Below are 13,655 nucleotides of genomic sequence, written 5' to 3'. Positions count from 1 at the left end.
CGGCGTTCCCCATCGTTGCGCACGGAGAACCGGATGAGGATCGGTGAACTTGCGCGCTTGACGGGCACCCCCCCGGAGAACATTCGGTTCTACGAGCGGGAGGGCCTGTTGCAAGCCCCGGAGCGGTCACGCAACAACTATCGGCGCTATGGCCCGGCCCATGTCGAACGGCTTCACCTGATTCGCAACTACCGTGCCTCGGGAATCGGCCTGGATGACGTGCGCCGCCTACTGGGTTGGGCACATGAGGGGTTCCTGGAACCTGAGCTGCTAAGGCAGGCTGTCCAAGGCCATCTCGCCTGTGTTGAGGAACGCATGGAGCAACTGATCCAGGTGAAAGAGCACCTGCTCGCATTGGCCCTGCACGGTGCTGCTTCCGCCGGGGCTTCCGAGGATGGACCGGCTCGCGATGGTTCGTGAGCATCGCATGTCCATATAACTGAATATATATTCATGCGTGTAATATTTCCGGCCAGACAAACGAATAAGAAAGACGCCCATGACCGACCAGAGCATCACGCGCCGAAACATCGGCGTTCTCACCGCCGCGCAGGCGCTCGGCGGCGCCAGCGCGCCCATCGTGATGTCGCTGGGTGGGCTGGTCGGCCAGCAGCTTGCCAAGAATTCGGCCTGGATCACCTTGCCCGTGAGTCTGTTCGGCCTGGGTCTTGCCATCGGCACCTTGCCTGCCGCCTTCATCATGCGGCACCATGGCCGCCGTAACGGGTACGTGGTCGGGGTCGGCTTCGGCGTAGCCTCGGGCCTGATCGCCGCGCTGGGCATCATGCTGGCTTCGTTCTGGATCTTCTGCGCCGGCACCTTCCTGGCCGGCTTCTACGGCGCGTATGTGCAGAGCTACCGCTTCGCAGCCGCCGACACCGCCGAGGACACGCTCAAGGCCAAGGCCATTTCCTGGGTCATGGTGGGCGGCCTCGCGGGCGCCATCATCGGGCCGCAGTTGGTGATCTTCACACGCGACGCGGTAGCGGGCACGCCCTACGTCGGCAGCTTCCTCAGCCAGGCGCTGCTGCCGCTGATCGCCTTGCCGATCCTGCTGATGTTGCGCACGCCGCGCCAGACCCAGGCCGAAGCAGTCGCCGATAGCGGTCGGACGGTGCTGCAGCTCTTGGCGATGCCGCGCTATCTGCTGGCGGTGGCTGCGGGCGTGGTGTCCTATGGGGTGATGGCGTTCGTGATGACGGCCGCACCTGTAGCGATGGTCAACCATGGACATTCGGTGGACAACGCCGCCCTGGGCATCCAGTGGCACCTGCTGGCGATGTTCGGGCCGAGCTTCTTCACCGGACGACTGATGGTGCGCTACGGCAAGGAGCGCGTGACCGCCGTCGGCATGGTACTGCTCGCCGCCTCCGGGGTGGTGGCCCTGGGCGGGCTCGGCCTGCCCCACTTCTGGGGCTCGCTGGCGCTGCTGGGCATCGGCTGGAATTTCAGTTTCATCGGCGCCACGGCGATGGTCACCGACTGCCACACCCCGGCCGAGCGGGGCAAGGCGCAGGGCATGAACGACTTCTTCGTCTTCGCCGCCACGGCGGCCGTGTCGTTCCTCGCGGGGTCGATCCTGCACAGCTCGGGCTGGCAAGCGGTCAACTGGATGATCTTCCCGGCCTTGGCGCTGATCTTGGTGCCGCTGCTGTGGCAGGGGCGGTACGGTTGCAACTGACTTGACTTGGGGCATTGATCGAGGACTGGAAGCCGATAAGTGGCCCGTTCCGGCACTACACGACTTGTCTCCACTGCTGAAACTTCGGAAAGCTACTTTGCCGTTCCACCTTTATTGATGGTCAAAGAGTTGTATGGACAGATGAATTTAGTTAGTTAGTTAGTTAGTTAGATTTATCAAGAAGCAGTTTAACCACGGCTTTGGCTTTGCGAGCAGCGTGCAGATCTCCAAGAACGTGAGCCTGAATAATCGCCCCTTCAAGCAACATAGCAATTGTTTCAGAGATTTGAACTATCGATTCTCTGGACGTTATGACAAGTGAAGTGTGGTGTGTGATCCATCGCAGCATAGCCTCTTTGTTTCGGGCGCAAAGCTTATGTATATCATGATCCGGATTGCTGAATTCGGCGCTGACATTAATGAAATAACAACCCAAGAAAAGTGGCTTGGATTGATCGAGACCCTGAAACAGATCGTCAAAAGCATCAAGCATGGCATACAAGGCGTCCCTACCTGGCGTCGCTTCGTGCAAACGCAAATCGAGCCAAGAGAAATACTGCTGATCACAATATTCGACGGTCGCAGCAATTAGATCTTCCTTGCTGGAGAAATGGTTATATAGCGTTTTCTTGGCAATGCCGGACTCTTCAAGTACCCGATTGATGCCAACAGCATGAATGCCGTACTTATAAAAAAGGTTAAAGGCAGTTGCGACTAACTGTTCTTTTTTGTCCATGATGTTATTCATCGTTGTGAGGATTCATACGCGACATGTTGACACAAGGAGACAGGGTTGTCTACAATCCCTCAAGGAGACCGATCTGTCTCTTTCTTTGCAATTTCCTTGAGGCTTCTTTTATGAACACGACAACAGCGGCTTCCGCACAACAGCCCTCCGTCATCTATGATCTAGTCACGATAGGTTCCGGTTCGGCGGCTAGAGCCGCAGCGAACGAAGCACGTAGGCTCGACAAAACAGTCGCCATGATCGAACAGGGGTTGGCAGGAGGGACCTGTCTCAATGTAGGATGCGTTCCTTCAAAGACGTTGCTTGCGGCGGCTTCTGCTCGCATGTCTGCTGCGCATGGGAAGTTCCCAGGTATAGCGACCTCGGCCGGGCCTGTCGACTTGTCTTTGCTTGTCAGAGATAAAGATCAAATGATCGGGCACTTCCGGCAGTCTTTCCATGTACAAGCACCCAAGGATGCAGGTATTGCGGTATTTCGCGGCAAGGCGACCTTTGTAGCGTCAGATGAGCCAGATATCGTAGCGCTCGTCGTCGCGGACTCAGACGGAAACACAAACCTGGTGTACGCCAAGCAGGTACTGATCGCCAGTGGGGCAGCGCCATTCATTCCTTCCATTCCTGGCCTCAGTGAGGTGGACTTTCTCACTTCCGGCTCGGCCATGTCCCTTGAGCAGGTGCCTGAGTCCATGCTGGTCGTCGGCGGCAATGCGATCGGTCTGGAGCAAGGTCAATTGTTCGCTCGACTGGGCAGCAAGGTTGAAGTGGTCGAGATAGCTCCTCGAATTGCACCGTTCGAGGATCCCGCGATTTCTGCGGCACTGGAGCAGGCGCTGTCAGCGGAGGGCATCATGTTCCATACTGGCGCCAATCTGACAAACGTCGTACCACACGAGAGCGGGGTGCTTGCAACTGTCGTCGCCGAAGGACGTACTCAGCAAATTTTCGCCCATAAGATTCTCATAGCGACGGGGCGCCGTCCGGCAACTGAAGGACTCAACTTGGATGCTGTCAATGTGTCCAGGGGCGATCGAGGCGAAATAATTGTGGACGAACATCTGCGAACCTCAAATCCTCGCATCTGGGCAGCGGGCGATGTCACTGGTATGGCTCAATTAGTGTATGTCGCTAGTGCGCAGGGGACCGTGGCCGCGAGCAATGCTCTGGGCAACGAGCCTCGGTCCCTAGACTACACCGCCTTGCCCCGCGTCATTTTCACGTCGCCCGAGATGGCTGCTGTCGGCATGACTCCTATGCAGGCTGAGGCGGCCCAAATTGCCTATGATGTTCGTGAAATTCCGGTTTCCTTTGTTCTACGTGCTATTGTAAGTCGTCACGACAAAGGGATAATCAAGATGATATCCGAGCGTGAGACAGGAAGGATTCTGGGTATTCATATGGTAGGCGAATCTGCTGGAGAGGTTATTGCAGCTGCAACCTATATTATCTCCGCAGGACTTACGGTTGACCAACTTGCAAAACAGTGGTCTCCGTACTTCACTATGGCGGAGTCGCTTAAAAACGTAGCAAGCAGTGCGCCAACTTTGGAAGATTCGGCTAATGGCTAAATCTTATTATTACTATGCGCTTAAATTTCAAGGGATCGTTTCAGGGTAAAGTTTCCTGATGTGAGCATGTTTGAGTTTTTTGCTATGACGGGATCGCTCAATGGGCTTCCCGCCTTTTTTGTGGTGAATCATTAAAGAATTTGCCGATCTTGAATATATGCATAAAAACTCAGGGGGTGCCGTTCAGTCTGTTGACGAGAAAGATAGGATTCTTTTACTGAGAAATTCCCGTCAGAACTTCAATTTATCTTCTCTAAATTTGAAAGGTTGTCAGGCAATTCATGCGCGATGAGTAGACACGCTGGCCTGCTTCAGTGCCCCCGAGTACTGCGACCAGAAGGAAAGGGGTTATTCGTTTCATAGTTCGATTTCCTGCTGTGGGCTACTGCTTCGCAGCCGCCGTCACCGCCGAGGACGCGCTTAAGGCCAAGGCCATTTCCTGGGTCATGGTGGGCGGTCTCGCGGGCGCCATCATCGGGCCGCAGTTGGTGATCTTCACGCGCGATGCGGTAGCGGGCACGCCCTACGTTGGCAGCTTCCTCAGCCAGGCGCTGCTGCCGCTGATCGCCTTGCCGATCCTGCTGATGCTGCGCACGCCGAGCCAGACCCAGGCCGAAGCAGTCGCCGATAGCGGTCGGACGGTGCTGCAGCTCTTGGCGATGCCGCGCTATCTGCTGGCCGTGGCTGCGGGCGTGGTGTCCTATGGGGTGATGGCGTTCGTGATGACGGCCGCGCCGGTGGCGATGGTCAACCACGGGCATTCGGTGGACAACGCCGCCCTAGGAATACAGTGGCACCTGCTGGCGATGTTCGGGCCGAGCTTTTTCACAGGACGACTGATGGTGCGCTACGGCAAGGAGCGCGTGACCGCCGTCGGCATGGTGCTGCTCGCCGCCTCCGGGGTGGTGGCCCTGGGCGGGCTCGGCCTGTCCCACTTCTGGGGCTCGCTGGCGCTGCTGGGCATCGGCTGGAACTTCAGCTTCATCGGCGCGACGGCGATGGTCACCGATTGCCACACCCCGGCCGAGCGCAGCAAGGCGCAGGGCATGAACGATTTCTTCGTCTTCGCCGCCACGGCGGCCGTGTCGTTCCTCGCGGGATCGATCCTGCACAGCTCGGGCTGGCAGGCGGTCAACTGGATGATCTTCCCGGCCCTGGCGCTGATCCTGGTGCCGCTGCTGTGGCAGGCCGCGCGAAAGCCGGCGCTGCCAGCTCCGGTCTGATCGGAGCGGTGCAAGAGGCGCTCCGCGCAGTGGGTCGCCTCGGCCGCTACAGCACCTGCTTCCACTGGCGCAGCCTCGACAGCGCGTCGTCGTAGGCGGTGGAGGTGAAGAACTGGATCTTGCGCCCGAGGGTCTTCATCGGGCTCAACGCGGGATCGAAAAGCGAGGCGTTCGAATGGTGCGCCACGCAGTCGAGCACCCGGTCCTGTCCCTCCGTGAGCATGGCTTCCAGCTCGCGAAGGTCTCTGCCCGCGAAACGGCGCTGGAAGCCGGCAGAAAGACGCTCGGCCCGCTGCGCCATCGCACTCGGCGAGTAAAAGGACGCCGAAGGTCCAGGCGTCCGATCATGCGCGAACTGCAGGATCATCGTGTTCCAGACGATGACGTCCACCAGGACCATCGCAGCGTTGGTATGCAGGCGCGGCTCCTGCCAGATCATGGCCGTGTGCCGGTAGTGGCTGGCGGGAATGGTGGCAGCTTCTACCCCGAGCTTTCGGTGGCTGGCGCGAACCTTGTCAAGGAGTTCCTGCTTCGTGGTTGGTAGTTTCATTCGGGATTTCTATTTCATCGAGACAAGGCTCGATAACCGGCGTGTCAGATATTCATCAAGTCACCAGCGCAATTACCTTGGATTGAGGAAAAGCGCTTGCCTCACCGCTGCGCTGGCGGCGCCGAGGGCTTGTGCATGATGAAGCGGGACATGTCGGTGATTTCCTGTTTGCGGATTTACGTTACTGCTGAAGCTGCTTCTGCATGGTGTTGTGGTTGTAGTAGTCGCTGGCATAGACAATCTTTCCGTTCGAAACACGGAAGAAGCTCGCGCCGAAATAACTGATGGTCGAACTGGAGGGCGACGTCCCGCCATTGCTGTTCTTGGTGGCGGTGAATTCCCACTCGATCGCCACACCATCGCCGGAGGCAACCGGCTGCGAACGGATTTTCATTTTTCGGTCGGGCAGGATTTTCATCAGAAACTGCGAGACTTCGGTAATGGCTTGAGGCCCAGTGCGGGACGCTTCATTGCTGGTATTGAAATAGACGACGTTGGAATCGAGCACTTTTTCCATCGCGTCGGTTCGCCCGCCATTCCAGGCGTCAAGGTATTGCCGGACCACCTTCACGTTCTCTGGCTCATCTGCCGCCTGCGACGTGACGCTATAGGCGAGTGAAGCCAGCCCGAGGAATATCGCTCCCAAAGCCTGCACCGGACGGCAGCGCAAGCCGTCTGAAGAACGAAGGGGCCTGAATGACAGGGCGTGCTGCATGTTGTTCATGGTCGAAATACTCCAAAAGGTGTTGAAAAAAATCCCGCTCGCACGGGCGTGGTGGAAAATCGCATGTCGCGCGCAACGAAGCACAGGCCGTCGGCAATTGCTCTTTTGTCAAATACATAGAATCATCCTATGTATAAGGCCTGAGTTGCTACAATCGAGGTCCGATGGGCTCCCGTCTCTACGTCATTTGAGAACCGCGATGAATAACCGCTTCACACTCCCACAGGCGCCGCGGCGTTCGCTCGTCGATTCGACGATTGAGCTGATCCGCGGCCAGATCGAGGGAGGCGCCTGGAAGGTCGGCGAGCGCATCCCCAGGGAGCAGGAACTGGCCGAGATGCTGGAGGTTGGCCGCAACACGGTGCGGGAAGCCATTCGCGTGCTCTCGCACGGCCAGGTCCTGGAAGTCCGCCAGGGTGATGGCACCTACGTGCGAACCAATATCGATCCGGCCGAGGTCATGCGCCGTGTCGGGCGTTCCGGCTTGCGAGAGCACTTCGCGTTGCGCTGCATGCTGGAAACCGAGGCGGCCAGGTTGGCCGCGGTGCATCGGTCCAAGGCGGACGTTGGGCTGCTGCGCCGACTGTTGAAGGCCCGCGGCGAGCAGGAGCAACACGCATCGAGCGCGGCCTTTGCCGAGGCCGATACGGCTTTCCACTGCGCGATCGCCGGGATGTGCGGCAACGGCGCGCTGGCTGAGCTGTACCGCTACTTCGCGAACTCGGTCCGCATGAACACGCTGACTGCGCTGAAGGACAAGGAACTGCCCGAGCCGGGTCTCGCGACCCATGAGGCGATCGTGGATGCTATCGAGCGCCAGGATGGAGAAGCAGCTGCGGCGGCTGTGCGGAACGTGGTCGCTCCGCTGATTGCGGCACTTGAGAAATCGGGTTGATCCGAGCGCGACTCCCGCGCTGGCAATGCCGCTTTCCATCGAGCAGCCGGTCGCCGGCCCCGTTGATCGGAACGCGGGTTGTTTCCCGGAGAGCACGCGGTAGCCGGTCCTCATGGATAGGCCCTTGGTGCGCTACAGCGACCGGACGGTGCTGTTCATATCGAATCTTCGACGCGACCACCCGCCAGGACATACCGGGCCAGCGCCTCGGCATCGGCGTGGGTGGCCCGGGTGGACTGCGGTGTACCGAAAGCCTGGACGAGCTTTGGCAGCATGGCCTCCAACTGGGCTCGCTTATCCGAATCCGGTTCGACGTGGATGAGCGCGAGCAATGTGCCGCCAAGCGTCTCCTTGTGAGTCTTCAGCCAGACGCCGCGCTGAGCGCGATCGTCGAGAGTCTCTTCTGGCCCTCCCGCGACGTAGATAAGCACGAAGGGCTTTCCGCAGGCGACGAGTTCATCCATTTCCGCGCACCAGGCGCTGCTGTATCCGTTGTAGATGCTTGCGCCGTCGAAGCGGACGATGGGGAAATCGCTGGTGTCGTGAACTTTCGGTTGCTGGGACATGATCCTGGACTCTCGCTATTAACGTCCTAACATCCTACCTTTGTTGAGAATTACTTGCAACTGAAATGGGCATGGGCACACCGCCGTGCAGCGCCAAGTGACGGGCGAAATAAGGGCTTGACCTTCCAACAATGGGAGGCCCTACAGTGAACCCATCAACCTCATTCAAGGAGTTTTTTCATGAAGGTCAACAAGTTCAGCCTCTTGTTCATTGCGGGCGCCGTCGTGGTCGCCGCCGGCCTGATGGCCGTCCAGAAGAAGGTGGTCGTCCCGTCGGGTGAAGCGATGCAGGCCAGTGCGGGCGGAGGTCACCAAGGGCACGCGATGCCCTCCAGCGCCTCGGCCAATGACAGTCCTTCCACGACCGCGTATCGCGCCGTGAACGACCAGATGCACGCCGGGATGGGAGCGCAGTTCACTGGCAACGCCGACGTCGATTTCATGCGTGGCATGATCCCGCACCACCAGGGCGCGATCGACATGGCCAAGGTGGCGCTGCAGTACGGCAAGGACCCGGAGGTTCACAAGCTGGCCCAGGAGGTCATCACCGTGCAGGAAGGCGAGATCGCCATGATGAACAAGTGGCTGGGCGACAACGGCCAGCAGGCGGCGGCCGGCAGCTCGGGCGATGCCTCGACGGCCGCCTACCGTGCCGGCAACGACCGCATGCATGCGGACATGATGATCGACTTCAGCGGCGACGCCGATGTGGACTTCATGCGCGGCATGATCCCGCACCACCAGGGTGCGATCGACATGGCCAAGGTGGCGCTGCAGTACGGCAAGAACCCGGAGGTCCGCAAGTTGGCTCAGGAGGTCATCTCCGCGCAGGAAGGCGAGATCGCCATGATGAAGAGTTGGCTTGTCGCTCGGGGCAAGTGAAGGCACGACCATGAACCAAGCCAACACCCCGCGCATCCTCATCTATAGCACTCCAACTTGCCCGGACTGCCGGGCACTAAAGGAGTGGTTGTCCCAGCAGGGCATCGCGTTTGAAGAGCGCGACCTGACCGACCCGAAGATTTCCGCGGAGGCCAAGTCACGAACCGGCGTGCGCGTGGCCCCGATCACGATCGTCGGCGACGAGGTCTTCTATGGCACCTTCGCGAGCCAGAAGCCGAGGCTGATGAAGGCGCTCGGTCTTCAGTGAGCCGCTGAAGGAAGACCGTGGTCACGGGCGGAGTCGCCGGTGCGGACCCCGGTCGGACCCTGTAAGCGCTGTTGTGGACGCGTCTGCACGCAAAGCTCAAGACCGTGAGGCATTCTTCGCCGACGACGCTCGGCGCTTTCGCCTGCGGTCGTTGACATCACGAGAAGAAACCTCAGGCGATCAGCATCTTCAACTACCTCTCTGGCTCTTCCTCGGAAGGCTGCTATTTGAGCGACAGGTATGGATTGTTCGGGGGAACGGTATCAAATATGTGCGACGGATCTTCGAGCAAGTAGCCATGCAATCGACGGGATTTTCGCGGCCCCATGACTTCGCATGTCCAGATATTCAAACCCGACGGCTGTTTCCTGTGAAGTCCGAGTTTTTCAAAGCGCTTCTGTATCCATTGCCAGTCCTGCACCTTGTCCTGCTTGGCGAGCGCCGAGATGCTGGGATGCTCCTGGGCGTAGCGCTGAAACAGGCCAGGGCTGACCAGATAAACCGTATCCGCCACGGTATGCACGAGTGCTTTCGCATCGTTGATGATGAGGCGACGGGACTGGATGCCTTGGCGGAGCCAGACGATGAAGTGCTCGCCGGATGGCACCGCGCAGTCAGGAGCTTCAGGCAAGTTCTTTGGTGGCCTGATTTCGGTATTCGTGGGCAGCTCGGCAGAAGTTGTCGGCGGGCCACTGTTGCGCTGAGCAGCGGGCTCGGGCTCTACGCCGGTCTCCTGAGCGGGTTGTCCGAACAGGGACAACAGATCGTCCACCGCGTCCGCAGGAGGTTCCCCTTCCGGCTGGGGCAAAGTCGTGTTGGCTGACGCAGGTGTGGGAGGCGACTGTCCGGCAGCAAGAGCCATGTTGTCGGCACAGGTTTCGATGCTGCCGGTGGCTTCATCCGAACTGCCTGCGGGCTGTTCGGCGGTTCCCGTTTCAGAAGTCGCTTCCACCGTCACCGTTCCGGCGAAGGGAGCGGGACGCTCATCCGGCTGCCAGATCAATGCTGGTGACATCCGTAGCAGCGTAAAACTGTGCGACCAGCCAGCCTCGCTGTTGACCGTGGCACGCCAAATGGCCTTGCCGTCCGGGGCCGGCTGCAGCATGCCGTGATCCTGCAACACGTTGAAGACGGCCGTGTTGTTCGAGGGGATGCCATCGATGCCTTGTGACAGTAGATGTGCGCGCAGCTTGTCCGAGACGGTCTTGCTCACCAGCCACAAGGCATCCTGTGTCAGCCAGCCGTCCGATGCCTGGGGCTGGTTCAGCTTCAACTCCTCCTTCAGCAAATACCGAAGTCCATCGATGAGCTTGCGCTGCAGGGCATGCTTGGGCGCGGCCATGGCGCGGCTGGGATCGCCCCCCAGCTCCTGAGCCACGGATGCACGATCCGCCTGAACGACGAGCTCGCCCAGCACGCCCGCATGCTCATACTGACCGGCCAGCACATAGAGCAGCGGTGCCCATAGCGCTGGGTAGCTGCTGAGCCAGTCGAGGATGCCGGCATCGAGTAACTGATGGTAGAGCAAGCCGGTGGCTGCGCCATGCAGGCGATACTCTCGGTCGTCCCTGTAGCGGAAGCGATAGGGGTGCAGCAGCGGCCCGTGCCAGGGGTGCCAGACGCGGCCGTCCTCGTACTCGACGTGGAGATCTACCGCGATCTTGCCGATGTCGTGGAGTAACGCAGCATAGGCCGTGGCCGCCGTCCAGGCCTCGGCCTGGGCGGCCTGGTCTTCCGGTGTTGCGCCAGCCGGCAGCAGATGCGATTGCCGCAGCTTGAGCGCGAAGGCGACGATCTCCAGCCCATGGTCGAGCATGCCGCCGAGGTAAGCATGGTGGTGGCTTTCCGACGCCGGGAACATCTGCACCAGTTCGGCATAGCGCTCCAGTGGCACACGGTACAGGGAGGTGAACTGCTTGCGCGAAAGCGAGGTGCGCTGCCAGATGTGCTCCATCAGCTTTCGCCGACGCGGCGTCGCCAGCAAGGACGCGGCCGATTCCGGCCGCGTCAGCCCTTTCGGTGGTGTCGCCGGTGCCGGCTCCGGCAATGGCGGCCGTTTTCGTTGGAACAGAGCGAGCATCGCCGTGACCTGAAATGAGAGCGGGACAGGGCCTTTTCCTTTTCCAGATAGGGCCTTTCCCCTTGCGCCCCATTCCCTTGCCCTTTCCGCCCTTGACCCTTGTTCAAAGCCTTTACATATAGGCGGTAACCAGGTGCCAGACGACAAAGAAACGGATGTTGGGGCAGTCCCCTTTTCCAGGTGGAGCCAGGTGAGGTGGCTCAGCCGCCGGAGGCGGTTACGGCCAGGCCGGCGTCAAGAGCATCGGCCTGCGCGATGAAGTCTTTCGGGCGGCGCTTCTGGAATGTGCTCAGGTTGGCGAACTTCCAGCGCAGTGCGGGCAACTGGTCGGCATGCGGGCATTGCAGCAGTGACCAGTCGGGTTGCGCGCGGGTCAGCCCGCTCAGGAACTGCCGGTGGGCATCGCTGAGTCGTCTCGGTAGCTCATGGCGGAGCCGGGCACGGGTATCGAGCAGGACGTCCAGCGGACAAGCCACCTCGGTCATGCCGACGAAGGCGCGCTCATACTCGCCGGTGATGTCCTTGTCGTTGCCGAACAGCACTTCGTGGGTCGGTCGGTTGTGTCCCGCCAGATAGACCACGAAACACTCGACCATCGCATCGGTCAGGCCACCGCTCTCGAACAACTGCCAGACGTCGAACAGATCCCGAGGGTGCTGGCGATCCAGGGCGGCGACCAGCTTGCTGGCATAAAGCTCGTCCGGAACCAGGGTCGGCACATCGAACTCGACGCCGAACAGATCGCTGGTGCGAGCGCTCAGCGGACTGCGTGTGGCGGGTAGCACGGTGCCGCGAAACACCACATTGACCTCGACCTTCACCTGGCTGCTCTCGTTCTCCGCGATCAGCTTGGTATCCCCGAGATCCTTGCTGCGGATCAGGCGTGTCTGCACGCCGAGGGGTTCGACGCGCTGCGCGATGGCGGCCAGCTCCTGGTTGATGGCCTGCAAGGCCTCGTCTCGCGGCGTCTGCCAAGGCAGGTAGACCACGTCGATGTCCACGGACAGGCGGGGCATGTCCCGCAGGAACAGGTTGATGGCGGTGCCGCCCTTCATGGCGAAGATGTCGTTGTCGAACACGTCGGGAGCGATGTTCAGCAACAGGCGAACGGTGTCGGCGTAGTGTTTATCCATGCGGGTTCAGGCTCAGCAAGGTGCCGTCATCGAGGCGGCTCATCCAGCGCTTGTTGCTGCCGGTACGTACCGGGTACTGCTCCAGCAGCGCATCGACGTCGACGACGCCAGTTTCCCGAGCCCAGGTCAGGAACAGGCGCACGGCCTTGACGCTGGTACAGCAGGCCAGCAGGCGTCCGAGTACATCCTTGCGTGGCGATCGCAGGCCGTCGAACAGATTACGGGCCTCTTCGAGGCTTTCCCGCGGGCCGGTCTCGTAGAGCAACTCCAGAACCGCGCGCTCCGGCACCGCCACCCGCAGGCCTGCTGCCTGCCCCGGCGGCGTGTGCAGGGTCTTGCCGGGGAGCGTATCGTCGGGCCAGTCGAACAGCTTGGCGTTGACGTACCGCGCCGGGAACCGCTGGGTGAACCAGGCTGGCAGCGCAAAGCGGGCGTCACCCCAGAGCACCAAGGTCTCCCGGGAAGCCAGGTTGTGCCGTACCCCCTGCAGTGCCAAGGCGCTCTTGCCCCCCACATGCAGGCCGGCGACCCTCTCCTGCAGGAACCGCAGGGCGCCGCTGACGTCGAAGTCGTCATTCGGGAAGGCATAGACGCCATGCGCCAGACGCACCAACCAGCCGCTTTCCGCGTAGCGGGCGGCCAGTTGGGGCGACACGCCGTAGGATTCGAGCATGGCGAGGTCGAACGGGGCTCCACGAGGAAGCTCCGTCAGCAGCCGCTTGATTACTTGATGCCGCGTATTTACACTCATAGGCTAAATATACGTCACAATCTAATCAATCACCACTCAGAAACAGAACAATGCTTGAAAATTAGCCTCATGATTGAATTTGGTGTATAAATCTAATCATGGATGGCCTCGGATGGCCGAAATCCCGCAGCAGACATGCCGCATTGCTGGCCGCACCGTGGTGGCCACCGGCGCACACTGGAGCAACCATGTAACGCAGACAAGCAGGTGACGATCATGAACACTAGACCCCGTAGCAGTACCGCAGAACGCTTCGGCCGCTGGCTCGGCCGTGGCTGGCGGGGCTACGTGCGTCGCGAACGGCGGGCGGTCGCGTGGCTGGCCTCCGTCGGCGTGCCGAGCGGCGCCGCGACCGCGCTGGTGTGGATCGTCAAGCTCGCCGTGCTGGGGGTGCTGCTCTATGCGGCCTTCTGGCTTGCGCTGCTGCTGGTGTTCGTCACCGCGGCTGCCTGGGCCTCGGCGGCAAACTCCCCGGACGAAGACGCCTGGCCTTTCACCGATATGGACGAGCTTCGCAACACGCCGGGGTACGACCCGAACCTCTACAACGACCACACCCACGTCGATTACAAGGACGATTGAGGTTCGG

15 protein-coding genes are annotated in these 13,655 nt (G+C 60.5%); 8 read left to right on the top strand and 7 right to left on the bottom strand.

Annotation, left to right across the window (positions count from 1 at the left end; genetic code table 11):
- Window positions 1–33: 33 nt before the first annotated feature.
- Both NH344_RS00405 and NH344_RS00400 read left to right on the top strand, forming a co-directional pair.
- Window positions 34–420, top strand: coding sequence for a MerR family transcriptional regulator (locus NH344_RS00405; RefSeq protein ID WP_015912830.1), 387 nt, complete (start codon window positions 34–36; stop codon window positions 418–420).
- A gap of 79 nt (window positions 421–499) precedes the next feature.
- Window positions 500–1,681, top strand: a complete 1,182-nt coding sequence (locus tag NH344_RS00400) for an MFS transporter (RefSeq protein ID WP_253027369.1) — start codon at window positions 500–502, stop codon at window positions 1,679–1,681.
- 163 nt (window positions 1,682–1,844) lie between these two features.
- Here NH344_RS00400 and NH344_RS00395 read toward each other — a convergent pair whose 3' ends face one another.
- The gene (locus NH344_RS00395) at window positions 1,845–2,417 is read right to left on the bottom strand and encodes a TetR/AcrR family transcriptional regulator (protein ID WP_017638772.1); all 573 of its coding nucleotides are present in this window, start codon (window positions 2,415–2,417) and stop codon (window positions 1,845–1,847) included.
- A gap of 122 nt (window positions 2,418–2,539) precedes the next feature.
- On the opposite strand from NH344_RS00395, the gene merA reads away from it, so the two are divergent.
- Both merA and NH344_RS00385 read left to right on the top strand, forming a co-directional pair.
- Window positions 2,540–3,994, top strand: coding sequence for a mercury(II) reductase (gene merA / locus NH344_RS00390; protein WP_003821139.1), 1,455 nt, complete (start codon window positions 2,540–2,542; stop codon window positions 3,992–3,994).
- A 377-nt stretch (window positions 3,995–4,371) separates the two neighbouring features.
- On the top strand, window positions 4,372–5,217 hold the full coding sequence (locus tag NH344_RS00385) for an MFS transporter (protein ID WP_024082530.1): 846 nt from the start codon (window positions 4,372–4,374) through the stop codon (window positions 5,215–5,217).
- Window positions 5,218–5,263: 46 nt separating this feature from the next.
- Here the strand turns inward: NH344_RS00385 and NH344_RS00380 are convergent, their stop codons facing one another.
- Both NH344_RS00380 and NH344_RS00375 read right to left on the bottom strand, forming a co-directional pair.
- Window positions 5,264–5,767 (bottom strand): ClbS/DfsB family four-helix bundle protein, encoded by a 504-nt coding sequence (locus tag NH344_RS00380; RefSeq protein WP_003821138.1) that lies wholly within the window; start codon window positions 5,765–5,767, stop codon window positions 5,264–5,266.
- Window positions 5,768–5,948: 181 nt separating this feature from the next.
- Entirely contained in the window at window positions 5,949–6,491 is a 543-nt protein-coding gene (locus NH344_RS00375; protein WP_015912832.1) for an ester cyclase, read from the bottom strand.
- A 199-nt stretch (window positions 6,492–6,690) separates the two neighbouring features.
- Here NH344_RS00375 and NH344_RS00370 point away from each other — a divergent pair, with 199 nt between their 5' ends.
- Window positions 6,691–7,386, top strand: a complete 696-nt coding sequence (locus tag NH344_RS00370; protein WP_003821135.1) for a FadR/GntR family transcriptional regulator — start codon at window positions 6,691–6,693, stop codon at window positions 7,384–7,386.
- Between the two features lie 155 nt (window positions 7,387–7,541).
- Here NH344_RS00370 and NH344_RS00365 read toward each other — a convergent pair whose 3' ends face one another.
- A complete protein-coding gene (locus tag NH344_RS00365) occupies window positions 7,542–7,952 on the bottom strand; it encodes a hypothetical protein (RefSeq protein WP_012614065.1) in 411 nt (136 codons plus the stop codon).
- A gap of 180 nt (window positions 7,953–8,132) precedes the next feature.
- Between NH344_RS00365 and NH344_RS00360 the strand changes: the two genes are divergently transcribed.
- A complete protein-coding gene (locus NH344_RS00360) occupies window positions 8,133–8,834 on the top strand; it encodes a DUF305 domain-containing protein (RefSeq protein WP_003821133.1) in 702 nt (233 codons plus the stop codon).
- Window positions 8,835–8,844: 10 nt separating this feature from the next.
- Entirely contained in the window at window positions 8,845–9,102 is a 258-nt protein-coding gene (locus NH344_RS00355; RefSeq protein ID WP_003821132.1) for a glutaredoxin family protein, read from the top strand.
- Between the two features lie 223 nt (window positions 9,103–9,325).
- Here the strand turns inward: NH344_RS00355 and mobH are convergent, their stop codons facing one another.
- The 3 genes from mobH to NH344_RS00340 all read right to left on the bottom strand — a co-directional run bounded on the left by mobH (window position 9,326) and on the right by NH344_RS00340 (window position 13,066).
- Window positions 9,326–11,182 (bottom strand): MobH family relaxase, encoded by a 1,857-nt coding sequence (mobH, locus tag NH344_RS00350; protein ID WP_106763553.1) that lies wholly within the window; start codon window positions 11,180–11,182, stop codon window positions 9,326–9,328.
- 200 nt (window positions 11,183–11,382) lie between these two features.
- Window positions 11,383–12,315: a nucleotidyl transferase AbiEii/AbiGii toxin family protein gene (locus tag NH344_RS00345; protein WP_106763550.1), complete on the bottom strand. Its 933-nt coding sequence runs from the start codon at window positions 12,313–12,315 to the stop codon at window positions 11,383–11,385.
- Complete coding sequence (locus NH344_RS00340; protein ID WP_106763547.1) at window positions 12,308–13,066, bottom strand: type IV toxin-antitoxin system AbiEi family antitoxin domain-containing protein; 759 nt, start codon at window positions 13,064–13,066, stop codon at window positions 12,308–12,310. The genes NH344_RS00345 and NH344_RS00340 overlap by 8 nt, the downstream gene beginning before the upstream one ends.
- Before the next feature lie 216 nt (window positions 13,067–13,282).
- Here NH344_RS00340 and NH344_RS00335 point away from each other — a divergent pair, with 216 nt between their 5' ends.
- On the top strand, window positions 13,283–13,648 hold the full coding sequence (locus NH344_RS00335) for a DUF3742 family protein (protein ID WP_106763544.1): 366 nt from the start codon (window positions 13,283–13,285) through the stop codon (window positions 13,646–13,648).
- Window positions 13,649–13,655: the final 7 nt, after the last annotated feature.

The organism is Halomonas sp. Ps84H-12, from assembly GCF_024124725.1.
Taxonomy (GTDB): Bacteria; Pseudomonadota; Gammaproteobacteria; order Pseudomonadales; family Halomonadaceae; genus Vreelandella; species Vreelandella aquamarina.
Note: the sequence above shows the minus strand (reverse complement) of the source record. Positions and strands in the feature narration are given on the sequence as shown.